Annotated in this window: 21 protein-coding genes; 12 read left to right on the top strand and 9 right to left on the bottom strand. The window is 72.7% G+C overall.

The window, feature by feature from the left end; translation table 11 throughout:
* Positions 1-74: 74 nt before the first annotated feature.
* Positions 75-1,448, bottom strand: coding sequence for an MFS transporter (locus QUE38_RS12545; RefSeq protein WP_286308584.1), 1,374 nt, complete (start codon positions 1,446-1,448; stop codon positions 75-77).
* A 257-nt stretch (positions 1,449-1,705) separates the two neighbouring features.
* Between QUE38_RS12545 and QUE38_RS12540 the strand changes: the two genes are divergently transcribed.
* From QUE38_RS12540 to QUE38_RS12530, 3 genes are read left to right on the top strand one after another with little or no spacing between them, the layout of a single operon-like run.
* Positions 1,706-2,890, top strand: a complete 1,185-nt coding sequence (locus QUE38_RS12540) for a Gfo/Idh/MocA family protein (RefSeq protein WP_286311825.1) — start codon at positions 1,706-1,708, stop codon at positions 2,888-2,890.
* A 2-nt stretch (positions 2,891-2,892) separates the two neighbouring features.
* Positions 2,893-4,104 carry a dihydrodipicolinate synthase family protein gene (locus QUE38_RS12535; RefSeq protein ID WP_286311824.1) on the top strand — a complete coding sequence of 404 codons (1,212 nt, stop codon included), beginning with the start codon at positions 2,893-2,895 and terminating at the stop codon, positions 4,102-4,104.
* Positions 4,101-4,979: a sugar phosphate isomerase/epimerase family protein gene (locus tag QUE38_RS12530; protein WP_286308582.1), complete on the top strand. Its 879-nt coding sequence runs from the start codon at positions 4,101-4,103 to the stop codon at positions 4,977-4,979. Before QUE38_RS12535 ends, QUE38_RS12530 begins: the two co-directional genes overlap by 4 nt.
* Positions 4,980-5,235: 256 nt before the next feature.
* On the opposite strand, the gene QUE38_RS12525 is transcribed toward QUE38_RS12530, so the two are convergent.
* The 4 genes from QUE38_RS12525 to QUE38_RS12510 all read right to left on the bottom strand — a co-directional run bounded on the left by QUE38_RS12525 (position 5,236) and on the right by QUE38_RS12510 (position 10,453).
* Positions 5,236-5,853 (bottom strand): hypothetical protein, encoded by a 618-nt coding sequence (locus QUE38_RS12525; RefSeq protein ID WP_286308580.1) that lies wholly within the window; start codon positions 5,851-5,853, stop codon positions 5,236-5,238.
* A gap of 79 nt (positions 5,854-5,932) precedes the next feature.
* Positions 5,933-6,964, bottom strand: a complete 1,032-nt coding sequence (locus QUE38_RS12520; RefSeq protein ID WP_286308578.1) for a PHP domain-containing protein — start codon at positions 6,962-6,964, stop codon at positions 5,933-5,935.
* Complete coding sequence (locus QUE38_RS12515; protein WP_286308576.1) at positions 6,961-7,134, bottom strand: hypothetical protein; 174 nt, start codon at positions 7,132-7,134, stop codon at positions 6,961-6,963. The genes QUE38_RS12520 and QUE38_RS12515 overlap by 4 nt, the downstream gene beginning before the upstream one ends.
* Positions 7,088-10,453 carry an ATP-binding protein gene (locus QUE38_RS12510; protein WP_286308575.1) on the bottom strand — a complete coding sequence of 1,122 codons (3,366 nt, stop codon included), beginning with the start codon at positions 10,451-10,453 and terminating at the stop codon, positions 7,088-7,090. Before QUE38_RS12510 ends, QUE38_RS12515 begins: the two co-directional genes overlap by 47 nt.
* Before the next feature lie 108 nt (positions 10,454-10,561).
* Between QUE38_RS12510 and QUE38_RS12505 the strand changes: the two genes are divergently transcribed.
* The gene (locus QUE38_RS12505; RefSeq protein ID WP_286308573.1) at positions 10,562-12,277 is read left to right on the top strand and encodes an NAD(P)/FAD-dependent oxidoreductase; all 1,716 of its coding nucleotides are present in this window, start codon (positions 10,562-10,564) and stop codon (positions 12,275-12,277) included.
* Positions 12,278-12,346: 69 nt separating this feature from the next.
* On the opposite strand, the gene QUE38_RS12500 is transcribed toward QUE38_RS12505, so the two are convergent.
* A complete protein-coding gene (locus tag QUE38_RS12500) occupies positions 12,347-14,116 on the bottom strand; it encodes an ABC transporter ATP-binding protein (protein WP_286308572.1) in 1,770 nt (589 codons plus the stop codon).
* Between the two features lie 55 nt (positions 14,117-14,171).
* Between QUE38_RS12500 and QUE38_RS12495 the strand changes: the two genes are divergently transcribed.
* The 3 genes from QUE38_RS12495 (at position 14,172) to QUE38_RS12485 (ending at position 18,764) form a co-directional block, all read left to right on the top strand.
* Positions 14,172-15,473: a GNAT family N-acetyltransferase gene (locus QUE38_RS12495; RefSeq protein WP_286308571.1), complete on the top strand. Its 1,302-nt coding sequence runs from the start codon at positions 14,172-14,174 to the stop codon at positions 15,471-15,473.
* 198 nt (positions 15,474-15,671) lie between these two features.
* Positions 15,672-17,225: a peroxidase family protein gene (locus QUE38_RS12490; protein ID WP_286308568.1), complete on the top strand. Its 1,554-nt coding sequence runs from the start codon at positions 15,672-15,674 to the stop codon at positions 17,223-17,225.
* A gap of 108 nt (positions 17,226-17,333) precedes the next feature.
* Positions 17,334-18,764, top strand: coding sequence for a sugar porter family MFS transporter (locus QUE38_RS12485; RefSeq protein ID WP_286308567.1), 1,431 nt, complete (start codon positions 17,334-17,336; stop codon positions 18,762-18,764).
* Positions 18,765-18,880: 116 nt separating this feature from the next.
* On the opposite strand, the gene QUE38_RS12480 is transcribed toward QUE38_RS12485, so the two are convergent.
* Genes QUE38_RS12480 through QUE38_RS12470 form a run of 3 tightly spaced genes read right to left on the bottom strand, consistent with a single transcriptional unit; the run spans position 18,881 to position 20,501 of the window.
* On the bottom strand, positions 18,881-19,135 hold the full coding sequence (locus tag QUE38_RS12480; RefSeq protein WP_286308566.1) for a DUF6510 family protein: 255 nt from the start codon (positions 19,133-19,135) through the stop codon (positions 18,881-18,883).
* On the bottom strand, positions 19,135-19,911 hold the full coding sequence (locus QUE38_RS12475; protein ID WP_350227475.1) for an FAD-binding oxidoreductase: 777 nt from the start codon (positions 19,909-19,911) through the stop codon (positions 19,135-19,137). Before QUE38_RS12475 ends, QUE38_RS12480 begins: the two co-directional genes overlap by 1 nt.
* Positions 19,908-20,501 (bottom strand): sulfite oxidase-like oxidoreductase, encoded by a 594-nt coding sequence (locus QUE38_RS12470; protein WP_286308564.1) that lies wholly within the window; start codon positions 20,499-20,501, stop codon positions 19,908-19,910. The genes QUE38_RS12475 and QUE38_RS12470 overlap by 4 nt, the downstream gene beginning before the upstream one ends.
* Before the next feature lie 190 nt (positions 20,502-20,691).
* Between QUE38_RS12470 and QUE38_RS12465 the strand changes: the two genes are divergently transcribed.
* The 5 genes from QUE38_RS12465 to QUE38_RS12445 all read left to right on the top strand — a co-directional run bounded on the left by QUE38_RS12465 (position 20,692) and on the right by QUE38_RS12445 (position 25,035).
* A complete protein-coding gene (locus QUE38_RS12465; RefSeq protein ID WP_286308563.1) occupies positions 20,692-21,738 on the top strand; it encodes a molybdopterin molybdotransferase MoeA in 1,047 nt (348 codons plus the stop codon).
* Positions 21,723-21,902 (top strand): hypothetical protein, encoded by a 180-nt coding sequence (locus QUE38_RS12460; RefSeq protein WP_286308561.1) that lies wholly within the window; start codon positions 21,723-21,725, stop codon positions 21,900-21,902. Before QUE38_RS12465 ends, QUE38_RS12460 begins: the two co-directional genes overlap by 16 nt.
* A 147-nt stretch (positions 21,903-22,049) precedes the next feature.
* On the top strand, positions 22,050-23,117 hold the full coding sequence (gene moaA / locus QUE38_RS12455; protein WP_286308559.1) for a GTP 3',8-cyclase MoaA: 1,068 nt from the start codon (positions 22,050-22,052) through the stop codon (positions 23,115-23,117).
* Entirely contained in the window at positions 23,110-23,403 is a 294-nt protein-coding gene (locus tag QUE38_RS12450) for a MoaD/ThiS family protein (protein ID WP_286308558.1), read from the top strand. The genes moaA and QUE38_RS12450 overlap by 8 nt, the downstream gene beginning before the upstream one ends.
* 57 nt (positions 23,404-23,460) lie before the next feature.
* Complete coding sequence (locus QUE38_RS12445; RefSeq protein WP_286311820.1) at positions 23,461-25,035, top strand: DHA2 family efflux MFS transporter permease subunit; 1,575 nt, start codon at positions 23,461-23,463, stop codon at positions 25,033-25,035.
* Positions 25,036-25,078 lie beyond the last annotated feature (43 nt).

Below are 25,078 nucleotides of genomic sequence, written 5' to 3'. Positions count from 1 at the left end.
CCTTCCGCCCCGTCGCCGGGGGTCGTGCGTGCTTGAAGGCCCGGGGGCCCGGTTCGGAGCGTACCGCCGGGCGGTCAGCGGGTGGGCGCCTCGACCGCGTCGGCGGCGTCGGCATCGGTGACGGATGCCTCCGAGGCGGACGCCGGCTCAGCCGCATCCGCCTCCTCGGCGAGGTCGACGCGCGGCATGCGTGCGATCCAGAACGCGCCCATGGCCAGGGCGATGCCGCTCGTGGCGAAGAGGAACCAGTAGAGCACCTGCGGGCCGGCCGCGATGATCGCCGGTGTGACGAGCGCGACGCCGGCGGCGACGACTCGGGTGAAGGCGATCATGACGCCCTGCGCGCCCGAGCGGGCGAGGGTCGAGAACAGCTCCTGCGCCCAGACCTTGAACATCGGCTCGCCGGCGATCGCGCCGCCGATGGCGAAGAGGATGCCGTTCAGCACGAGCGTGAACAGCGTCACGCCGAAGATCGCGGGAACGGCCATGGCGGCGAGCACGAAGACCGCGCCGACCGCGAACGCGCGCATGCGCCAACGGGTGTCCACGAGCCGCATGAGGGTGAGCATGCCGACGAGCGAGACGCCGAACGCGATGAGGCTGAGCGCCGAGGCGGTCGAGACGTCGGAGCCGGCGACGTTCACGTAGAGGTAGGTGCTGAACTGGCCGTTCGTGTTCGCGGCGACGTTCACGAGCGCGTAGAACAGGCCGACCGCGATGAGCGGCACGAGCACGGGCGCGCGGAACAGGCTGCGGAGCGCACCGGGGTCGGCCTCGGCGGTCGTGCCGTTGGCGGCTGCGGTCTCGATCGCGGAGGTGCGGCGATCGTGCGCGGCCTGCCACTTCGCCGACTCGGGCAGCGTGATGCGCAGCACGAGCACGAGCACCGCGACGACCGTGAGGAAGCCGTAGAGGATGCGGCCGCCGGTCGTGCCCATGCCGCCGATGAAGATGCCCATGACGATGATGGCGAGGATGCCGGCCATCCAGAGCACGTGCGAGAACGTGATCATCTTGCCGCGCTTCTCGTCGGGCGCGCTCTCGGCGATCATCGCCATCGAGACCGGCAGGTCGGCGCCCGCGCCGAAGCCGAGCAGGGCGAGCGAGAGGTAGAGCACCGCGGGGTCCCACGCCATCGCGCTGAGCCCGGCGCCGATCGCGAACACGATGAGCGTGACCGTGAAGACGCGGCGGCGGCCGAAGCGGTCGCCGAGTCGGCCGCCGGTGAACGCGCCGATCGCGATCATCAGGGTGAGCAGCGCCGAGAACTGGCCGATCTGCGCGTCGGTGACGCCGAGTCCGTCCTGGAAGAGCACGAGTGCGGTGCCGGTCGCGACGATGGCGCCCGCGTCGATGAACGAGGCCATGCCGGCGATCACGGCGACCCACCACGGGTTGGGCTGTCGCCGGGCGGCGCCGGGGGTGCTCCGGTCGGAAATCGAGGTCATGACGTGAACTCCGTTGTCGGTCGGCTGCCGGCGCTGCGCCGGGCAGGCAGTGAAACGATTCACACGCATCGTAGCAGAAACCCGAGCGTTCGTTAGGTTTTCCTCGACCCGTGCGACGCTTGCGCCGCCCGACCACCTGCCCTACACTGTGGTAAACGCTTTCCCGCATCGATGCGGCGCACCACTGCCGCCACGATCGCGGGGCCATCACGAGAGACGAAGGACACCCCGTGGCAGAGCAGACGATCGGCATCATCATGAACGGCGCCTCCGGGCGCATGGGCTACCGGCAGCACCTGGTGCGGTCGATCCTCGCGATCCGCGAGCAGGGCGGCGTGGAGCTCGCCGACGGCACCAAGGTGCAGGTCGAGCCGCTGCTCGTGGGCCGCAGCGAGGCGAAGCTCGCCGAGCTCGCCGCCCGCCACGGCATCGAGCACTATACGACCGACCTCGACGCCGCGCTCGCCGACGCCCGCTGGCAGATCTACGCCGACTTCCTCGTGACCAAGGCGCGCTTCCCCGCGATCAAGAAGGCCATCGCCGCCGGCAAGGCCATCTACACCGAGAAGCCGACCGCCGAGAGCTTCGAGGACGCACTCGAGCTCGCCCGCCTCGCCGAGGAGGCCGGTGTCAAGAACGGCGTCGTGCACGACAAGCTGTACCTGCCGGGCCTGCGCAAGCTGAAGCGCCTCATCGACTCGGGCTTCTTCGGCCAGATCCTGTCGGTGCGCGGCGAGTTCGGCTACTGGGTGTTCGAGGGTGATTGGCACCCGGCCCAGCGCCCGAGCTGGAACTACCGGTCGGAGGACGGCGGCGGCATCATCGTCGACATGTTCCCGCACTGGAACTACGTGCTCGAGAACCTGTTCGGCCGCGTCGAGTCGGTCTACGCCAAGGCCGTCACCGAGATCCCCCGGCGCGTCGACGAGCAGGGCGAGCCCTACGCCGCCACCGCGGACGACGCCGCGTACGCCATCTTCGAGCTCGCGGGCGGCATCACCGCCCAGCTGAACTCGAGCTGGACCACCCGCGTCAACCGCGACGAGCTCGTCGAGTTCCAGGTCGACGGCACGCTCGGCTCGGCGGTCGTCGGGCTGTTCGGCTGCAAGATCCAGCCGCGCAACGCAACGCCCAAACCGGTCTGGAACCCCGACATCCCCGACACCATCGACTACGCGTCGACCTGGCTCGAGACCCCCGAGACCGAGGTGTTCGAGAACGGCTTCAAGGTGCAGTGGGAGGACTTCATCCGCCACGTCGTCGAGGACGCCCCGAACCACTACGACTTCCTCGCAGGCGCCCGGGGCATGCTGCTCGCCGAGACCGGCCTGGCCTCGAGCGCCGAGGGCCGCCGCATCGAGGTGCCCGAGGTGACCGTCTCGGGTGCCCCCGACAGCGCAGCGGATGCCGCTGAGCCCGAGCTCTCCGGCGCGGGGGCGTGACCGTGACCGCCCTCACCCTGCTCGCCCCCGACGGCACGACCTCCGCGGTCGAGCTCGCCGCGGCGCCGGACTTCGCCCGCCCGAGGCATCCGCTGCGCTCACGTGTCGCCTACGCGGCCGCGCACGTCGTGCCGAAGCCCCACGCCGACAACACCCCCGGCCAGCCCGCCGAGATCGACTGGGACGCGACGCTCGCCTACCGCCACCACGTGTACTCGTGGGGGCTCGGCGTGGCCGACGCGATGGACACCGCGCAGCGCAACATGGGCCTCGACCCGGCCGCGACGCGCGAGCTCATCACCCGCAGCGCCGCTGAGGCGGCCTCGGCGGGCGGCGCGCTCGTCGTCGGAGTGAACACCGACCACCTCGAGGCCGAGCAGGTCTCGCTCGACGACGTGATCGACGCGTACAAGCAGCAGCTGCACCACGCGGAGGACGCGGGCGCGGGCGCCGTGCTCATGGCCAGCCGCCACCTCGCGCGCGCCGCGCAGTCGGCCGACGACTACCGCCGCGTGTACCGCGAGGTACTCGCCGCAGCCGGTGCGCCCGTCGTGCTGCACTGGCTCGGCACCGCGTTCGACCCGTCGCTCGAGGGCTACTTCGGGTCGACCGACACGGATGCCGCCTCGGACACGCTCGTCGACATCATCGAGGCATCCGCCGAGCAGGTGTCGGGCGTGAAGATGAGCCTGCTCGACGCCGACGCCGAGATCGCGGTGCGCCGCCGGCTTCCCGAGTCGGCGCGCATGTTCACGGGCGACGACTTCAACTATGTCGGGCTCATCGCCGGCGACGACCAGGGGCACTCCGACGCGCTGCTCGGCGCGTTCGCCGCGATCGCCCCGCACGCGTCGGCGGCGATCCAGGCGCTCGACGCGAACGACCCGGTCGAGTACCGGCGCATCCTCGAGCCGACCGAGGCGCTGTCGCGGCAGATCTTCGCCGCGCCGACGTTCTACTACAAGACCGGTGTCGCGTTCCTGTCCTGGCTGAACGGCCACCAGGCCGCGTTCCAGATGGTCGGCGGCCTGCATGCCGCGCGCAGCCTCCCGCACCTGTCGGAGATCGTGCGGCTCGCGAACGCGAGCGGCGCCTTCGAGCGGCCCGAGCTCGCGGCGGCCCGCTGGCACTCGCTGCTCACGCTGAACGGCGTGTTCGAGGCGACGGATGCCCCGGCCGAGGCCGCAGCCGAGCCCGCGGAGGTGCTCGCATGAGCGCGCATCCCCGCCTCTCGATGAACCAGGGCACGATCAAGCACGCGTCGCTGCCCGAGGCGATCGACGCCGTGCTCGGCGCGGGCTACGCGTCGATCGGCACGTGGCGCGAGCCCGTGCAGGAGCTCGGCCTCGCCGAGTCGGCGGCACGTCTCGCCGACTCGGGCCTGCGCCTCTCGACCCACTGCCGCAGCGGGTTCTTCACGATGCCCGAGGGGGCGGAGCGCCGAGCGTCGATCGACGACAACCTGCGTGCGATCGAGGAGACGGCGACGCTCGCCGCCGCGGGCGCCGATGGGTCGACCGCGGTGCTCGTGATCGTCGGCGGCGGGCTCCCCGAGGGCTCGCGCGACGTCGTGGGCGCGCGCGAGCGCGTGCGCGACGCGGTCGGCGAGCTCGCCCCGGCGGCCGCCGCTGCGGGCGTGACGCTCGCGATCGAGGCGCTGCACCCGATGTACGCGTCCGACCGGTGCGTCGTGTCGACGCTCGGCCAGGCGCTCGACATCGCGGACGACTTCGACGCAGACGTGGTCGGCGCGGTCGTCGACACGTTCCACGTCTGGTGGGACCCGGAGCTGCTGCCGCAGATCGCCCGTGCGGGTGCGGCGGGCCGCATCGCCACCTACCAGGTGTGCGACTGGGCCACGCCGCTGCCGGCCGACGTGCTCATGGGCCGCCACTACCCCGGCGACGGCGTGATCGACTTCGCGACGATCACCGCCGCGGTCGAGGCGACCGGCTACGACCGCGACATCGAGGTGGAGCTCTTCAACGCCGACATCTGGGCCACCCCGTTCGACGAGGTCGCGCGCCGCACCGCCGACGCGTTCGGCGCAGCGGTCGCGCCGCACCTCGCGGCATCCGTCCCCGCCTGACGCCCCGCTCACCACTCCCCTGCCGCACCCTGCCGACTCCGCCCCCGCTCGCTGGTGCGCAAACGGTGGTCTCCCCACGCCGGAACCACGCTTTGCGCACCAGCGGCGACCGGCCGTCTCAGCCGCGGGTGCGCAGAGTGCGTGAATGAGGCCGGATGACCACGCATTGCGCACCAGCGACGGCACGGAGGTGACGGAGCGACGACGGGCGACAGGGCAGCGTACGGGCCCGAGCGTCCGGCGGCGCGGCGGCGCGTCAGGCGTCGACGAGCGCGGACTGCACGGCGACCAGGTCGGGGCCGTAACGCTGGTCGAGCCAGCCCTGCAGGGTGCCGTCGTCGTAGCGGACCTGCACGACGACGTAGCCGTTCTGCTGCCACGTCGAGAGGATGCTGTCGTTGCCGAAGCCCGCGATCTCGTCCTGGATCTCGGTCAGCGTCGCCTCGTCGCCCGCACCGGCGTTCGCCTCGTCGAGCCGCTCGTCGATCATCGCGGGCGGCGAGTAGAGCGCCAGCGGAACGACCTCGCCGGTGACCTCGAACGACTCGCCGTCCCACCGACCGACCGCCGCGTACGTGCCCCAGCGCACGTCGGACGCCTCCTCGAACGTGCCCTCCGGGAACGTCCATGCCGAAAGCGGCATGCCGCTGCACTGCGGCGGGTACGACTCCATGACCGCGCCGATGCAGAACTGGGCGGATCTGTCGCCCTCCTGCAGCACGGTGCCCTGGCCGATCACGTCGCCGGCGGGGATCGGCTCGGGGATGCCGTCGCCGCCCATGTCGGTACCGAGGCCCGAGCCGGGCGATGCGCAGGCGGCGAGGGATGCGGCGAGGACCAGCGCGACGGCAGCGGCGAGCACACGTGTGGGCATGCCGACATCCTCCCGAACGCGGTGGCGGATGCGCCAGCCAACGTTTCCGCCCGGCCGAACGTCAGGCACACCGCGCCCGTCAGGCCGCGGTGCGCCCCGCGCGCGACCACTCGAGCAGGCGCTCGACCGGCCAGGTCGTGACGATGCGGTCCTCGGGGACGCCGGCCGCCTCGGCGCGCGCCGCCCCGAGGCCGAGGAACGACAGGTGCCCGGGTGCGTGGCCGTCGGAGTCGATGCTGAAGAGGCATCCGGCCTCGATCGCGAGCGCGATCAGCTCGTCGGGCGGGTCGCGCCGCTCAGGCCGCGAGTTGATCTCGACCGCGACGTCGTGCTCGGCGCACGCGGCGAACACGGCCTCGGCGTCGAACTCCGACGGCGGGCGCACCCGGCCGCCCTCGACCTTCTGGCCGGTGCAGTGCCCGAGCACGTTGGTGAACGGATGCTCGATGGCACGCAGCATCCGCTCGGTCATGACCGCACGCTCGGAGCGCAGCTTCGAGTGCACGCTCGCGACGACCACGTCGAGGTGCGCGAGCACCGCAGGGGTCTGGTCGAGCGAGCCGTCCTCGAGGATGTCGACCTCGATGCCGGAGAGCACCCGCGCACCACCGTCGCCCGCGCGCGAAGCGTTCAACGCCTCCACGACGTCGAGCTGCTCGGCCAGCCGCTCGGCCGACAGCCCGTTCGCGACGCGCAGGCTCGGCGAGTGGTCGGTCAGCACGAGGTACTCGAGCCCGACGAGGTCGGCGGCGCGCGCCATCGTGGCGATGGGCGTCGTGCCGTCGGACCACTCGCTGTGCGAGTGCAGGTCGCCGCGCAGGCGGGCGTGCAGCCCCGTGGCATCCGGCACCGCCTGCCCCAGCTTCTCCCGCAGGTCGCGCAGGTACTCGGGCACCTCGCCGGCGAGCGCCTCGGCGATCACGCCGGCCGTCCGGTCGCCGACACCGGCGATGCGCTTCAGCGACCCCTCGGCCGCCCGCGCGCGCAGCTCCTCGTCGGAGACGCCGTCGATCGCCGCGGCCGCACCGCGGAACGCCTTCGTGCGATACGACGAGGCGAGGTCGCGCTCCAGCAGGAACGCGATCTCCTCGAGCGCGGCGAGCGGGGTCACGACGCCGTGCCCGCGGCTCGGCGGGCCAGGCGGTCGAACACCACGTAGAACGCGAGGTACGCGACGAACGAGACGGCGAATCCGATGGTGACGATCCACGCGGCCGGGCGATCCCAGAGCAGGTCACCGGAGGCGAGCGCGACGGCGAGCAGGATGGCCCCGAGGCTCACGAGCTGCGCCTGGAACACCCACCGGTACGCCGACCAGCGGGCGTCGCGCAGCATCCACACGTTGACCATCCCCGGCAGCGTCAGCACGGTGCCCACGATACGCGCGGTGAGCGGCGTGAGCTCCCACCCCCACGCGTCGACGAGCAGGTCGGGCACGACGAAGAGCAACAGCCCGGTGACGGTCGCGGCGAGGCCGACGACGACCAGCAGCATCCGCCAGCCCCTCGGAATGTCGACGTCGCGCTGCTCGGGAGTCCCCGGGTCCTGCCCGCGCTGCAGCAGCATCGCCGCGGCGACGAGGAACGGCGTCGTGACGTACAGCACGACCCACGTGATGAACGAGACGTGCCCGAAGTGGAAGCGATCCCAGTGCAGGAAGGTCGCGACGCCCGCGAGCGTGGCGAACACGAGCACGGCAGGGAACCCGTGGCGCACCCGGTGCCAGCGGCCCACGCGCAGGACGAGCAGGAAGAACCAGATGCCCCCGATGTACGCCGACGCGAGGAACATCGCGCTCGGCGCCGGCACGACGGTCCACGAGAAGGTCACGTCGGTCGAGCCGGGGAACACGTAGAGCAGCACCGCCGCGACGACCAGGAAGGGCACGATCACGACCGCGAGCACGCGGGTGTAGGTCAGCACGCGGTCGTCGGCGACGACGGGCGGGGGCGTCACGGGAGGCCTCGCCGACTGCGTCGGGGGCGGTCGAAGCGGATTCCTCGGGCAGCTCCGGGTCGCGATCCTCCAGCGCGATCGCGACGGCGTCGTCCACGCGCATCTCCCGCCCGGCCAGCCGCGCCCGCTCGAGCAGGTCGCCCGCCGCGGTCGCGCGGACACCGTCGACGATCGGGCGGTGGAAGCTGAACGACTGCGCGTTGTACAGGCCGGTGCGTTCGCGCACGACCTCGGATGCCCCGAGCAGCACGCCCGCCCGGGCGATGCGACCGGTCGAGGCGGCGACCGCGAGCTCGCCCTCGAGGCCGTACGCGATGCCCTCGTCGTGGGCGAGCTCGACGGCCAGCGCGAGGCTCTGCGTGAACCGCTCCCCCGCGCCGGCGGGGTCGCCGACGAGCAGGTCGGCCCAGCCGAGGTGGTGCAACGCGATCTCCTCGCCGAGCCGGTCGTCCTGCCGGCGCGAGACCGTGAGGCTCTCGTCGAAGCGCGCCATCGCGTCGGGCACCTGCTGCCGGAAGATCGCGACCCGTCCGAGCGTCACGAGCGCCATCGCCTCGCCCCAGCGGTCGCCCGCCTCGCGGAACCGCTCGAGGCTCGTGGCGAGCGCCCCGTCGGCGCGCGCCACGTCGGGCTGCGGCGCCCCGAGCACGGCGAGTGCCGAGGAGATGAGCGCGAGCGCCTCGCCGCTCGGCTCGCCGACCGAGCGGAACAGGCGCGCGCTCTCGTCGAGGTCGGCGGCGATGTCGCCCGTCTCGTCCTGCCAGAAGCCGATCGCGCGGGTGAAGTAGAGGGCGATGGCGCGGGTGCGGTCGTCGAGCGTCTCGGCGCGGTCGAGCACCTCGTCCATCCACCCGCGCACCTCGCCGAGGTGCCCGCCGATCCACCAGTAGACGAACAGGTCCCAGGTCAGCTCGGCGACCGGCTCCCACCGCCGCTCGTCGAGCAGGAACCGCACGGCGGCGCGGATGTCGCCGGTCGCGTCGGCGAGCCGCTGCATCCAGTCGAGCTGGGCATCGCCCTCGAGCGCGAGCTCGGCCTCGTCGGCGAGCCGGAGCACCCAGTCGGCGTGGCGCTCGCGGGCGCGCTGCACGGCGTCGTCGGCCTCGGCCGCGAGCAGTTCGTGCGCGTACTCGCGCACCACCACCAGCATGCGGAACGCGGCGTGGTCGGCGCGCTCCCGCTGGTGCACGAGGCTGCCATCGACCAGGGCGCCCAGGTCGTCGAGCACGAGCGCATCGGGCACGTCGTCGGCCATCCACTCGGCCCCCTCGAACGAGAACGGGCCGGCGAACACGCCGAGCCGGGCGAGGAGCGCCCGCTGCGGGGCGGTGAGCAGCTGCGTGCTCCAGTCGATCGTCGAGCGCATGGTGCGCTGCCGGGCGGGCAGGTCGCGCGCGCCACCGGCGAGCACCGCGAGGCTCCGGTCGAGCCGGTCGAGCAGGTCGGCCGGGGTGAGCAGCCGCACGCGGGCGGCAGCGAGCTCGATCGCGAGCGGCACGCCGTCGAGGGCCCGGCAGATCGCGATGACCGCCGCCGTGTTCTCGTCGGTGAGCTCGAAGTCGGGCTTCACGGCGCGGGCGCGCAGCGTGAACAGCGCGATCGCCGGGTGCTCGGCCGCCTCCAGCGGGTCGTCGGTGACCGCGTCGGGCACCGCCAGCGGACCGACCTCGACCGCGTGCTCGCCGCGGAGGCGCAGCAGGATGCGGCTCGTCGCGAGCACGGTCACGCGCCCCGCCCGCGCGAGCAGCGGCACGAGCACGTCGGCGGCCCCGTCGACCACCTGCTCGACGTTGTCGAGCACGAGCAGCAGTCGTCGCTCGCCGAGCGCGACGTGCACCTTCTCGCGGATCGGCCCGTCGCCGGCATCGCGCACGCCGAGCGCCGCGGCGAGCGCGGACTCGACGCCCGGGGCATCCGTCGCGGCCGCGAGATCGACGAACACGACGCCGTCGTCGTACCGCTCCCCGGCCGTTCGGGCCGCGTCGATCGAGAGTCGGGTCTTGCCGATGCCGCCCGGACCGGTGAGCGTGACGAGGCGCACGTCGTCGCGCGCCAGCAACGACGCGACGAGCGCGAGCTCGTCCTCCCGGCCGATGATCGGCATGCGGGTCGTCGGCAGCGGCGCGGCGGGCGGCGGCGGGTCGTCGGCGCGCACCGCGGCGGCCGCGTGCACGAACCGCTCGGCCAGCAGCGTGGCGAGGTCGGTGCGTACGAGCTCGCCCAGTTCGTCGGCGTCGTCGAAGTACACGTAGGAGGTGCGGTCGTCGTCCTTCATGTCGGCGAGCATCTCGGCCAGACGCGGTTCGCGCGTGCCGCTGCGACGCACGTACATGAGCTTCGGCAGGTCCGGCGGGGCGAGCCGGTACTCGTCCTCGAGCCCGGAGACCTGCTCGTCGGGGGCGACCCAGCCGTACTGGTCGCCGTAGAGCCCGACGAAGATGTCGCTCTGCCGCAGGTACGCCCGGTAGAGGTCGCGGGGCGGATGCGGGCGGGCGCCGAGTTCGAACATGACCGGAGCGAGGTGCAGCTGCTCGATGGCCCGGCGGGCAGCGCGACGCTCGGGCGCGAGTTCCTTGAGGGTGGAGCTGACGAACACGCGCAGGCGCTGGTCGGGAGTACGAATCCCGTCTGGTGCCGGGTTCATGCCACCGAGTCTGGCGGGGGTCGCGGCGGCCTGTCCAGTGCGAAACCGAGCCACTCTCGGGGAATCGGCCCTGTCGCGGCGGGGATCGGCGGCGATACACTCCCCGGCATGACGACCCCGGGCGCCGTGCCCGTTCCCGTCCTGCTCGTCGCGGCGGCACCCGCGACACGCGCCGTCGTGTGCGACGAGCTGGACCGCCGCTACTCGTCCGACTACCGCATCGAACCGGTCGCGGTCGACGACGCGGCCGCCCGCATCGCCGAACTCCGCGACGCGGGCGACGACCTCGCGCTCGTGCTCGCCGACGACCCGATGCACGCCGAGGACGGCAGCACCGTCTTCACGATCGCGAAGGAGGCCTTCCCCGACGTGCGCCGCGGCCTGCTGATGCGGTGGGGCGGATGGGCCGACCCGACGACCGCCGCGCAGGTGCGACGCCTGCTCTCGGGCGTGCAGATCGACACCTACGTGGTGGTGCCCCGGCACAGCCCCGACGAGCGGTTCCACCGTGCGATCGCCGAGTTCCTCGAGGAGTTCGCGCGCGGTGCGGACGCGCGGCATCCGGGCTTCACCGTGATCGGCGACGACGCGCAGCCCCGCACGCACGCGCTGGCGAACCTGCTGCTGCGCGGCGGCGTGCACCACGACCGGCTCGCGCCCGACCATCCCGACGCGGCGAAGCTGCTCGACGACTCCGACGTGGCGTACTCGGGCGTGCCGCTGGTGCGCACAGCCGACGGGCGCGTGCTCGTCGACCCGAGCGACGCCGAGCTGGCGGCCGCGCACGGGCTCGAGACGAGCCTGCCCGACCAGGTCGTCGACGTCGCGATCGTGGGCGCCGGCCCCGCCGGGCTCGCCGCGGCCGTGTACGCCTCCTCGGAGGGCCTCGACACGCTCGTGCTCGAGGGCGAGTCGGTGGGCGGGCAGGCGGGGTCGAGCTCGCTCATCCGCAACTACCTCGGGTTCCCGCGCGGCGTCGCGGGTTCCGACCTCGCCCAGCGCGCGTACCAGCAGGCGTGGATGTTCGGCGCCCGGTTCGCGCACGCGCGCCCGGTGACGGGGCTCGACACGAGCGACCCGCGCCGGTTCGCGCTGACGGTCGATGCCGGCCCGGGCGCCGAGCCGGGCGTGGTGCACGCGCGCTCGGTGATCCTCGCGACGGGCGTCTCGTACCGCCGCCTGGCGGTGCCGTCGCTCGAGCCGTTCATCGGCGCGACCGTGTTCTACGGCGTCTCGGCCGCCGAGGCGCGCGCGCAGACGGGCCGCGACGTGCTCATCGTCGGCGGCGGCAATTCGGCCGGCCAGGCCGCACTGCACGTCGCCCGATACGCCCGGTCCGTGAGCCTGGTGGTGCGCGGCACGTCACTGGCCGACAGCATGTCGCAGTACCTCATCGAGCAGCTCGCGGCGGTGGGCGTGGAGATCCGCACCGAGTCGCGCATCGCTGCGGCGCACCCCGACGACGAGGGTCGCCTCGCGGCGATCGACCTCGAGCACACCGGCACCGGCGCGCGCACGACCGTGCCGGCCGGTGCGGTGTTCATCACGATCGGCGCCCGGCCCCGCACCGACTGGGTCGGCGACGCGGTGCTGCGCGACCGCTGGGGCTCGATCATCACGGGCCCCGACGTGGTCGCCGAGGGCGGGCGCCGCCTCTGGCCGTACGAGCGGCAGCCGTCGGCCCACGAGGCATCCGTGCCCGGGATCTTCGCGGTCGGCGACGTGCGGCGCGGGTCGATCAAGCGGGTCGCGTCGGCGGTCGGCGAGGGCTCGGTCACGGTCTCGGCGGTGCACCGGCACCTGGGCGAGTTCGACGCACCCTGAGCGGGTCCCTGCGGCGCAGGCGAGCGGATGCCCGTGAGCCCGCCGCCCGCCCCGCGAGCGCCCGGCGGGTCAGCGCGACTGCACGCGGTGCAGCTCGGCGTACCGCCCGTCCAGCGCGAGCAGCTCGTCGTGCGAGCCGACCTCCACGATGCGTCCGCGCTCGAGCACGACGATGCGGTCGGCCGAGCGGATCGTCGAGAGCCGGTGTGCGACGACGAGGGTCGTGCGCCCGTGCATGAGCCGCCCGAGGGCGACCTGGATCTTCGCCTCCGACTCGGGGTCGAGCGCGCTCGTGGCCTCGTCGAGCAGCAGCACGCGCGGGTCGCGCACGAGCGCCCGCGCGATCGAGAGTCGCTGGCGCTGCCCGCCGGAGAGCCGGGCGCCGCGTTCGCCGACGACGGTGTCCCAGCCCTGGGGCAGCATCTCGACGATCTCAAGCGCGTTCGCGTCGCGCAGCGCGGCGAGGATGCGCTCGTCGCCGATGTCGCCGAGCCCGTAGGCGATGTTGTCGCGGATCGTGCCCTCGAACAGCACCGAGTCCTGCGGCACGACCGACACCGACTGTCGATAGGTGCGCAGGTCGAGCTCGTCCATGTCCTGCCCGTCGAGCAGCACGCGGCCCCTCGTGGGCCGGAGGAACCCGAGCACGAGGTTCAGCATGGTCGACTTGCCCGACCCCGACGAGCCGACGAAGGCGACGGTCTCGCCGGGGGCGATCGCGAGGTCGATGTCGGCCAGCGCCGGGGCATCCGCGTCGTCGTATCGGAACGAGACCCGGTCGAGCGCGATGGCGCCGGTGACGGATGCCACGGGGCGCTTGCCCTCGTTGCGCTCGAGGTCGGGCTCCTGCAGCACCTCGGCGATCGAGCGCACCGACTCGGTGCCGCGGGCGATGATCGGCAGCAGCATGAGCATGTTGGTGGCCGCGCCGGTGAGCAGGGTGAAGTACGACGACAGCAGCACGACCTCGCCGGCCGAGATCGGCAGCCAGCCGGAGATCGAGATCCACGCCGCGAGCACGAGGCAGACCACGCCGAGCAGCTGGAGGCTCACCCACGAGATGGATCCGAACCGGCCGTTCAGCACGTCGAGGCGGTAGCCGGCGGTGCGCACCCCCTCGGCACCGGTCGCGATACGGCTGACGGCGGTCTGCTCGAGCCCGTGCGCGCGGGTGATGGGCAGCAGCGTCGCCATCTCGCCGACGCGGGCGGAGAACCCCTCGACCTCGCGCCGGAAGTCCTCGTTGCGCTGGAACGAGCGGCGCTTCAGCATCTGCCGCAGCAGCACCGCGAGCGGGATGGTCAGCGCGTAGACGGGCAGGAACGCGGGCACGGTGATGGCGGTCATGGTGACCGCGCCGACGAGCACCATGATCGCCGACAGCAGCGGCTGGCCGACCTGCTGCAGCATGACCTCGATGTTCTCGGCGTCGCGCACGACCTTGGTCTGCACGACCGCCGAGTTCGACCGCGAGTGGAAGCCGATCGACAGCGCCTGCAGGCGAGCTGCGAGCGCGTTGCGCAGGTCGGCGCCGATCGAGCGCACCGAGCTCATGAACAGGCGGATGTAGAGCACGTGGAACGGGTAGTTCTGCAGCAGCAGCACGACGGCCACCGCGGCCCAGATCGCGAGGGTCGACAGCGGGCCGCCGGCGACGACCACGTCGATGATGGCCGCGGTGATCACGGGCAGGAACCAGAGCGGGGTGTCCTTGATCGCGAAGGCGCCGACCGCGAGGATCACCCGCTTGCGGTGCAGGTCGAGCAGTCGCAGGATGCTGCGGACGGGGCGTTGCCCGTCGACGGCCGCCCCCACTTCGGAATACGCTTTCTCGGTCATCGTCCGACCATCCTCCCACCTCGCCGAACCGGTCGCACGCCCATATCCTGAGCAGGTGAGCGAGCCGTACCAGACCCTCCCCGCCGACACCGCATCGACCGCCGTGCTCGCCGATCGCGGCCTGCGCTACGCGCTGGTCGACACCGCCGACGCCGACGCCTTCGCGCACTGGCTCGGCGCCGACGAGCGCGGCTTCCACGCCCCCGCCCCGACGCCCGACCGCGCCGAGTCGGCGCGCGAACGCGTCGGCTACCGCCGCACCACGGGCGTGTACGACGGCGCCGCGGCCGAGCCCGAGGTGCCGGTCGCGACCGTCAGCTCGTGGGTCGCGCAGCTCACCGTTCCCGGCGAGCGCACCATGGACGCCTGGGCGATCAGCTCGGTCACCGTCGCCCCCACGCACCGCCGCCGCGGCATCGCGCGCGCCCTCCTCGAGGGCGAGCTGCGCACGGCGGTGGCCGTGGGCGCCCCCGCCGCGATCCTCACGGCGAGCGAGGCGACCATCTACGGCCGGTTCGGCTTCGCGCCCGCGGCACCGGCCACCACCGTCTCGGTCGACCGCCGCCGGGTCGGCTGGGCCGGTCCCCCGCCGGCCGGCAGCGTGCACTTCCGCTCCCCCGCAGCGATCCGCGACGAGGTCGAGGCCATCGCCCGGCGCGCCCTCCTGCGCACCCCCGGCGAAGTCGACCGCTGGCCCGGGCTGTGGGACCGGATGCTCGGCCTCACCGACCCGACCAGCGAGGGCTCCCGCGGCATCCGTGCGGCCCGGTACGACGATGCCGAGGGGCATCCGCGCGGCTTCGTCGTCTACGCCGTGAAGCGCTCGGAGCCCGACCACGGCACCGTGGTCGTCGACCAGCTGCTCGCCGAGACCGACGAGGCGTACCGCGCGCTCTGGCGATTCGTGCTCGAGCACGACTTCGTCGACGAGGTGCGCGCGCACCTCCGCTCCATCGACGAGCCGCTGCGCTGGATGGTCTCCGACCCGCGCGCGATCACGACCAGCGAGTACGGCGACCACCTCTGGCTGCGCGTGCTCGACGTGCCGACCACGCTCTCGGCGCGCACGTACTCGGCCCCGTCGCGCCTCGTGCTCGCGGTCGACGACCAGCTCGGGTACGCGCACGGCAGCTGGGTGCTCGAGACGGATGCCTCGGGGCGCGCGTTCGTGCACGCGACCGACGAGCCCGCGGGCATCCGCCTCGGCATCGAGGAGCTCGGCGCGATCACGCTCGGTGCGACCCGCCCGTCGGTGCTCGCGTCGGCGGGCCGGCTCGACGGCGACCCCGACGTCGTGGCGACGGCCGACCGCGTATTCGCCGCCGAGCGCACACCCCACCTCGGCATCTGGTTCTGACGCGGCCGCCGACCGCATCCGGCACGCCGCCACGCCGGGCGGCGCACGAGTTCGGTGCTCCCCCTGACCTCTCCGACCGGCGGCGGTCCTAACCTGCTGGCATCCGCCGTTCGGCGGACACGATGCGTTCCCCTTCGACGGCTCCGCGGCCCGGACTCGCACATCGCGACACACCGACGCAGCTTCAGGAGGATCGCCATGCGTCACGCCACCGCCCACTCCCCGGTGCCGATCACCGTGCCCCGTTCCCGCAGCCACGACGGCCGGTTCGGCCGCCTGTTCGGGCAGGGGTTCTCCGTCTGGCAGCCGCCCGGCGCGACCGACGCCGAGCGCGACGCCGCCATCTCCGACTTCGCGATCGAGATGTTCGGCGACGACGAGCCGGCCGACAGCGCCACGCCCGTCGGCTACACGTACTTCGGCCAGTTCATCGACCACGACATCACGTTCGACCCGCAGTCGAGCCTGACGAAGAGCAACGACCCGAACGGGCTGAAGAACTTCCGCTCGCCCCGGTTCGACCTCGACAGCCTGTACGGCCGCGGTCCCGACGACCAGCCGTACATGTACGACAAGATCCGCAAGCTCGACGACGGGTTCACCGGCTACCTCGCCACGGGCCGCGGGGCCAACCCCGATCACCCGGAGCCCGACCTGCCGAGGACGCGCGACGACATCGCGATCATCGGCGACCCGCGCAACGACGAGAACGTCATCGTGTCGCAGCTGCAGCTCACGTTCATCAAGCTGCACAACGCGATCCTCGACCGGCTGCGGGCGACGCCGAGCGCGGCGCAGAAGACCGGCCGCCAGCTGTTCGAGGAGGCGCAGCGCTACACGGTGTGGGCGTACCAGTACATGGTCTGGAACGACTTCGTGCGTCGCATCGTGCCCGAGGCGACCTTCCGCAGGGCGCTCGACGTCGTCGAGGTGCCGGGCACCGGGCGTTCCGAGGTCGTCTACGGGCTGAAGGACGTCTACAACTGGTCGGTGAACCCGTTCATGCCGATCGAGTTCGCCGCGGCGGCGTACCGCTTCGGGCACTCGATGATCCGAGCGCAGTACCTGCTGAACATCGTGTTCGGGCTGAACGACGACACCGACCGGCGCCCCATCTTCGCCAACGCCGACGACCCGATGCCCGCGGTCCCACCCGCGGACCTCGGCGGGTTCAAGATCCTGGGGAAGAACTGCACGATCCAGTGGGACTGGTTCTTCGACTTCCCGTCGTCGTTCGCCCCGCGGTTCCCGCAGCTCGCGCACAAGATCGACACGCACATGTCGCGCTCGGTCTTCACCATCCCGAACGGGCCGATCCCGAACCCGCTGGCCATGCTGAACATCCGGCGCGGCTGGCGCATGGAGCTGCCGCCGGCGAGCGAGGTCGCCACGGCGCTCGGCATCACGCCGATGACCGGCCTCGACCCGATGGAGGAGTCGCTCTGGGTGTACATCCTCAAGGAGGCGGAGACGCTCGAGCAGGGCGAGCGGCTCGGACCGGTCGGCGGCACGATCGTCGCCGCCGTGTTCTCGGGGCTGCTGCGGGGCGACCCGTACTCGTACATCCACCGGCACCCGCTCTGGACCCCCGCGCACGCGGTCGTCGACGGCGAGTCGATGTTCGTGCGCCCGAACGGCACCGACCCCGACGCCGACTGGACGATGGCCGATCTCATCGCGTCGGCCGGCATGCCCATCGATGCCGACGACATCCAGGCGGTGATCGGCTCGAACGCGCCGGTGAACGCCTGATCGGGTGCGGTCCGAGGACCCGGCCGACACGACACGCGGATGCCGCGGGAGCAACCTGGTCCCGCGGCATCCGCCGCGCTAGAGTCGGGTCATCGGGAGGGGGTCCTCATGGCCGAGGTCCGCAGTGTCAACCGGGGGAAGGTCATCTGGCTCGCGTCGGCGGGTGCGGTGGGCGGATTCCTCTTCGGATTCGATTCGTCGGTGATCAACGGCGCGGTCGAGCCGATCCAGGCCCAGTTCGGGCTGACCGCCACGACCACCGGCATCGCCGTCGCGAGCGCGCTGCTCGGCTGCGCGTTCGGCGCGTGGCTCGGCGGTCGCGTGGCCGACCGGTTCGGTCGCATCCCCTCGATGGTGCTCGCGGCCACGTTGTTCTTCGTCTCGGCGATCGGCTCGGGCATCGCATTCAGCGTGTGGGACCTCATCGCGTGGCGGCTCATCGGCGGCGTCGGGGTCGGCATGGCGTCGGTCATCGCCCCGGCCTACATCGCCGAGATCTCCCCGGCCGCGATACGCGGCAGGCTCGCGTCGCTGCAACAGCTCGCGATCACGACCGGCATCTTCGCCGCGCTGCTCTCCGACGCCGTGTTCGCTGCGGCCGCGGGCGGTGCCGACCAGCCGTTCTGGCTGGGCGCCGAGGCCTGGCGGTGGATGTTCATGGCCGAGGCCGTGCCCGCCGCGGCCTACGGCATCATCGCCCTCACGCTGCTCGAGTCGCCGCGCTACCTGGTACTGCAGAACCGCGAACGCGACGCCATCGAGGTGCTGCTGAAGATCGGCGGCGAGACGCCGCCGGAGGAGCAGGTGCGCGCCATCCAGGAGGACCTGGAGCGCGACCGCAAGCTCGAGAAGTTCGCCACGCTGAAGGGGTCGGCGTTCGGCCTGAAACCGATCGTCTGGGTCGGCATCGCGCTGAGCGTGTTCCAGCAGTTCGTCGGCATCAACGTGATCTTCTACTACTCGAACACGCTCTGGCAGTCGGTCGGGTTCGACGAGAGCTCGTCGTTCGCGATCTCGGTGTTCACGTCGATCGTGAACATCGCCGTGACCATCGTCGCCATCTCGCTGATCGACAAGGTCGGCAGGCGCCCGCTGCTGCTCACCGGTTCGATCGGCATGACGGTCTCGCTCGGCACCATGGCCATCTGCTTCAGCCAGGCGACGATCATCGACGGCGCGCCCGTGCTCGAGGGCGCCTTCGGCCCGATCGCGCTCGTCGCCGCGAACCTGTTCGTCATCTTCTTCGGCGTCTCGTGGGGCCCGGCGGTCTGGGTGCTGCTCGGCGAGATCTTCCCGAACTCGATCCGCGGCAAGGCGCTCGGCCTCGCCGCCGCCGCGCAGTGGATCGCGAACTTCCTCATCACGGTCAGCTTCCCGGCGCTGTCGGACCTCTCGCTCGTGTTCACGTACGGCATGTACGCGGTGTTCGCGGCGCTGTCGTTCCTGTTCGTGCTGCGGTTCATCCCCGAGACGCGGGGGCGTTCGCTCGAGGAGTCGGGGCACCTGCAGCGCCCGGTCGCGCGTTCGCGCGCGAAGTAGGCGAGCGGATGCCTCCGGGCTGCGCCGAGCTCAGCCCGCCGCCCCTTCCGCGAGTCGTCATGAACTGTCGCTTCGACGTGCCCTGATGCGGCACTTCATGACGACTCGCGAAGTGGTCAGCGGCGCAGCTCGATCGCGCTGACGCCCGAGAAGCCGAGCCACGCGCGGTCGTCGGACTCGACGACCGTGACGAGCACCGCGTCGCACGTGCCGCAGCGGGCGACCAGCCCCGCGGCATCCGTGTACAGCATGGCGCGCGCGAGCTCGGCGATCGTGCCGCAGCTCGCGCACCGGCCGCGCGCGGTCGTGACGTCGAACGCGAAGAACTTGGTGAGCTCGCCCGCGAGGGCGTTGCCGTCGAGATGGGTCATCAGGTGCCTCCGAATCGCTCCGTGCGGATGGCGCGCGCGTCGTGGCCGAGCTCGATCAGCCACGATGCGACGCGCTCGACGAACCCGGTCGAGCCGCACACGTACACGAGTGGTGCATCGTCGGCCGGCAGCACCACGGCCGCGACCTCGTCGCGGGTGAGCCGGCCGACGTGCCCGGTCCAGCCGTCGGGTGCGCGGCGGGTGTACGCGTAGTCGAGCGAGAACGCGTCCGACGCCCGCGCGAGGTCGGCGAGGTCGTCGCCGAAGAACGCGTCCTCGGGCGTGCGCACCGACACGAGCAGCCGCATCGGCGTCGGGTCGTGCGCCGCACCGTGCGCCGCCGCGATCGCGACGAGCGGCACGACGCCCGAGCCCCCGGCGATGAGCTGCACCGGGCGGGGTCCGTCGGCCGAGGCATCCGCCAACCGCTCCCCCGGCTCGATCGGATGCCACACGAAGAAACGCCCGAGCGGGCCGTGCACCTCGAATTCGTCGCCGGCGCGCACCTCGTCGACGAGGAACGGCGAGACCTCGCCACCGGGCAGCCGGTCGACCGCGAGCACGACGCGCGTGCCGGGGCCCGACGAGGCGATCGAGTACGACCGGGTCGCCGTGTACCCGTCGGGCGCGGTGAGTCGCACGTCGAGGTGCTGCCCGGCGGCGTTGCCCGGCCAGGTCGGCACGTCGAGCACGAGGCGCCGGGCGCTCGGGGTCTCGGGCGACGCCTCCACGACTGCGGCGACGTGCCAGCCCGATCGCGGCACCGCGGCGATCACCAGTAGCGCTCCTCGCGCCACGGGTCGCCGTGGTTGTGGTAGCCGTACTGCTCCCAGAAGCCGGGCTGGTCGTCCTCCATGAGCACGAGGCCGCGCACCCACTTCGCGCTCTTCCAGAAGTACAGGTGCGGCACGAGCAGCCGGGCCGGGCCACCGTGCTCGGGGTCGAGGGGCTCGCCGTCGTAGTCGATCGCGATCCACGCCTGCCCGTCGAGCACCTCCTCGAGCGGCAGGTTCGTCGTGTAGCCGCCGTAGCTGTGCGCCATGACGTACCCGGCGTCGGTCTCGACCTCCTCGAACAGCGCGTCGAGCGGCACGCCGCGCCACGAGGTGCCCAGCTTCGACCAGTGCGTCACGCAGTGGATGTCGGTCTCGACGTCCTCGACGCCGGCATCGAGCAGCCCCTGCCAGTCCCACGTGTGTTCCACGCCCGACTCCGTGCGGATCGTGAACTCCCACTCGTCGGTGTCGACCTCGGGCGTGGGCCCGGCCGACAGCACCGGGAAGTCGCGCGCCAGCGTCTGTCCCGGCGGCAGCCGATCGTCGCGGTCGCGCCCGCGCCCGGTGAAGCCCCTCGTGATGAACGACATGCGCGCCCCCTCCCCGCTGAGAGCGACACTAGCCCCGCGCTGGCGTCCTGTCACCGCCCGATCCCCGCCCGCGTGGGTTCGCGAGTCGTCATGAACTGTCGCTATCCGAGCTGCCGAAGCGACACTTCGTGACGACTCGCGTGGACGACGACGCCGGGACGACGGAACGGCCGCCGGTAGCGTGGTGGCCATGATCACCGTCGAGGCGCATCTCGCCCGAGTGCTCGCCGCCGTCGAGCCGCTGACCCGCCGCGAGACGCCGGCATTGGCGGATGCCGCGGGGCGCACGCTCGCCGTCGACCTGGTGAGCCACCTCGACGTGCCGCCCTTCGACAACTCGGCGATGGACGGGTACGCGGTGCGGCGCGCAGACCTCCGCGGCGCGAGCCCCGAGGCCCCCGTGACGCTCGACGTCGTGGCCGACCTGCCGGCGGGTGCATCGAACGATCCGGCGCTCGCTCGCGGGCAGGCGGTGCGCATCATGACGGGCGCCCCGGTGCCGTCGGGCGCCGACGCCGTGGTCGCGGTCGAGGCGACCGACGGCGGCACCGAGCAGGTGCGCGTCGAGGTCGAGCCGATCGCGGGTCGGCACATCCGCCGCGCCGGCGAGGACGCGCGGCGCGGGGCGGCCGTGCTCACCGCGGGCACCGTGCTGGCGCCGCGGCACCTCTCCGCCGCCGCCGCGGCGGGCCACGCCGCGCTCGACGTGGTCGCACGCCCGCGAGTGGCGATCGCGGCGACCGGCAGCGAACTCGTCGCGCCGGGCGAGCCGCTCGGCCACGGCAGCATCCCCGACTCGAACTCGACCCTGCTCGCCGGCCTCGCCGCCGACGCCGGCGCCGAGGTGGTCGCCGCGGGTCGCCTGCCCGACGACCCCGACGCGGTGCGGGCCTGGCTCGACCGGCTTCCCGAGTGCGACCTGGTCGTGTGCTCGGGCGGCGTGAGCGTCGGCGACCACGATGTGGTGCGCGCGGTGCTCGGCGCGACCGGGCAGGTCGTGTTCGAGCAGGTCGCGATGCAGCCGGGCCGCCCGCAGGCGTTCGGCGCCCTCGCCGACGGCACGCCGGTGTTCGGCCTGCCCGGCAACCCCGTGGCCGTGCACGTGTCGTTCGAGATGTTCGTGCGCCCGGCGATCCTGCGCCTGCTCGGTCGCCGCGCACCGACGCCCGTGCCGCTCGTCGTGGGCGCGGGCTGGCGCTCCCCGCCGGTCGCGTGCAGGTCATGCCCGTCGCGGTGACCGCACAGGTGGCGTCGCTCGTCGCCGTGCCCGCGTACCCCGGCGGATCGGCCTCGCACCTGGTCACCGGCCTCGCCGCCGCCGACGGCTTCGCCGTGGTGCCCGCCGACGTCACCGAGGTCGCCGTCGGCCAGACCGTGCCGGTGCTGCTCGCCTCCCGCTGACGCAATCCCCGAGTCGTCATGAAGTGTCGCTTCGGCCCGCCTCGAAGCGGCACTTCATGACGACTCGCGAGAACGACGGCAGGGACGTTCGTGCACGGTAAGACGCACGGGCGCCGCCCCGCGGCATCCGCCCGTAGGCTGGAACCCATGACCCAGATCGCGCTCGGCCTGCCGCGGGTGCGCCGCGACCCCGGAGCGATGCCGTCGATGGACGGCCGCCCCGAGACCGGCGCGCTCGTCGATCGGTACGGGCGCGTCGCCCAGGACCTCCGCGTCTCGATCACCTCGGTGTGCTCGCTGCGCTGCACGTACTGCATGCCCGCCGAGGGCCTGCCGGTCATTCCGAAGGACGAGCTGCTGTCGGCCGAGGAGATCGCCCGGCTGGTCGGCCTCGCGGTGCGCGACCTCGGCGTGCGCGAGGTGCGCTTCACGGGCGGCGAGCCGCTCACCCGCCCCGACCTCGTCGAGATCGTGCGGCGCTCGGCCGAGGCCGCACCGGGCACGCCGCTCGCCCTGACGACCAACGGCATCGGGCTCGACCGCAAGGCGCAGCCGCTCGTAGAGGCGGGGCTCTGCCGCGTGAACGTGTCGCTCGACACGCTCGACCGCGCGCACTTCGCCAAGCTCACCCGGCGCGACCGCCTGCCCGCCGTGCTCGCCGGCATCGACGCCGCGCACCGCGCCGGACTCGGCCCCATCAAGATGAACGCCGTGCTCATGCGCGAGACGCTGCACGACGCCCCCGCCCTGCTCGCCTGGGCGATCGACCACGGCTGCCGGCTGCGCTTCATCGAGCAGATGCCGCTCGACGCCGACGAAGCGTGGCAGCGCGCGAACATGGTCGATGCGCGCGAGCTGCTCGATGTGCTCGGCGCGCGCTTCGCACTCACGCCCGTCGGCCGCGACGACCCCGCCGCGCCCGCCGAGGACTGGCTCGTCGACGACGGCCCCGCCACGGTCGGCATCATCGCCTCGGTCACCCGTCCGTTCTGCGGTGCCTGCGACCGCACGCGACTGACGGCCGAGGGCTCGGTGCGCTCGTGCCTGTTCGGCGACGAGGAGACCGACCTGCGCGGCCTGCTGCGCTCGGGCGCCGACGACGCCACGATCGCCGAGTACTGGCGGGGCGCGATGTGGGGCAAGAAGGCCGGGCACGGCATCGACGACCGGTCGTTCGTGCGGCCCGTGCGCACGATGGGAGGCATCGGTGGCTGAGTCGTTCGCGAGCGGATCGGCCCGTCCAGAAGCATCCGTCGCCCTCGACACCGTGACCGTGCGCTACTTCGCGGCCGCGGCCGAGGCGGCCGGGCGCGAGGAGGAGCAGCTCGACTGCGTCGCGACCGTCGGCGACCTGCGCGACGCGCTGGTGGAGCGCTACGGCCCCGCGATGGCGCGCGTCGTGGCGAACGGCTCGTTCCTGGTCGACGGGGTCGTGAGCCGCGCCCCGTCCACTCCCCTCGCCGGCACGGTCGACGTGCTGCCCCCGTTCGCGGGCGGATAGCCGTCGTGCGCGTTCGCGGGCGCATAATCGGAGGGTGACCTCCCCCGCACCCGCTGGATCGGCCTCGTCGTCATCAGCGTCGCCGTCGCCCTCATCATCGTCGACTCGACCATCGTGAACGTGGCGATCCCGTCGATCGTCGACGAGCTGTCGCTCACCTCGACGCAGGTGCAGTGGGTGCAGGAGAGCTACACGCTCGTGTTCGCGGCGCTGCTGCTCGTGTTCGGCACGCTCGCCGACCGGTTCGGCAGGCGACGGATGCTCCTGATCGGCATCACCATCTTCGCGCTGTCGTCGGTCGTGGCGGCGCTCGCGCCGACGGGCGACGCGCTGATCGCCTCGCGCGTCGTGCAGGGCGTGGGCGGGGCGATGATCCTGCCGACGACGCTGTCGATCATCAACTCGACCTTCCGCGGGCGCGACCGCGGCATCGCGTTCGCCGTGTGGGGCTCGACCATCGGCGGCATGGCGGCCGTCGGCCCGCTGCTCGGCGGGTGGCTCACGACGTACTTCTCCTGGCGCTGGGCGTTCGGCATCAACGTGCCGCTCGGCGTGCTCGTCGTGATCGGCGCGCTGCTGTTCGTGCTCGAGTCGCGGGCCGAGCACCCGGTGAAGGTCGACCTCGTCGGGGCGGCGCTGTCCGTCGTGGCATCCGCCAGCCTCGTCTTCGGCCTCATCGAGGGCCGCAGCTACGGTTGGTGGCTCGCCGAGCCGGACCTCGCCTTCGGCGACTGGGCGTGGCCCTTCGCGCTCTCGCCGATCCCCATCGCGTTCGCCCTGTCGGCGGCGGGCATCGCGGGATTCATCTGGTGGGGACTGCACCGGCAGCGCATCGGGCGCAGCACCATGCTCGACTTCTCGCTGTTCCGCATCCCGTCGTTCCGCAACGGCAACATCGCCGCGCTGCTCGTGTCGCTCGGCGAGTTCGGCATCATCCTGTCGCTGCCGCTCTGGCTGCAGAACGTGCTCGGCTACGACGCCCTGCAGACCGGCTGGGTCATCGTCGCGCTCGCGGCGGGCTCGTTCGTCGCGAGCGGCGTCGCGGGCTCGACGAGCGGGCGCATCGCGCCCGTCTGGGTCGTGCGTGTCGGCATCGGCTCCGAGATCGTCGGACTGCTGCTGATCGCCTGGGTGATCTCGGTCGACACCCCGTGGTGGCAGATCGTGATCGGCCTGTTCGTCTACGGCTTCGGCGTCGGCCTCGCGACCGCGCAGCTCACCGGCGTGATCCTCGTCGACGTGCCCGTCTCGAGCAGCGGCCAGGCGTCGGGCACGCAGTCGACCTCGCGGCAGGTGGGCTCGGCGCTCGGCATCGCGATCCTCGGTACGGTGCTGTTCAGCTCGCTCGGCACCGAGATGGACTCGCGCCTGGGCGACCTGCCCGACGCCGAGCGGGAGCAGCTCGTCTCGCTCGTGGTCGACAGCGCCGGGTCGGCGATCCCGTCGCTCGACGCGCAGTCGCCCGAGGCGGCGGATGCCGCGCGCGAGGCGTTCAGCGACGCCACCCGCTGGTCCGCGCTGGCCGCCGCCGGGTTCCTCGCGGTCGGCCTGCTCGCGACGCTCTCGCTCGGCTCGGGCCGCGCCCGCGACGACGAGCCCGACGCACTCGAGTCGGCCGACCGCCCGGCCTGACCTCCTGTCACCCGTGTGGACGGCGGATGTCCCAGAGGCATCC

Source organism: Agromyces mangrovi, assembly GCF_030296695.1.
Taxonomy (GTDB): domain Bacteria; phylum Actinomycetota; class Actinomycetes; order Actinomycetales; family Microbacteriaceae; genus Agromyces; species Agromyces mangrovi.
Note: the sequence above shows the minus strand (reverse complement) of the source record. Positions and strands in the feature narration are given on the sequence as shown.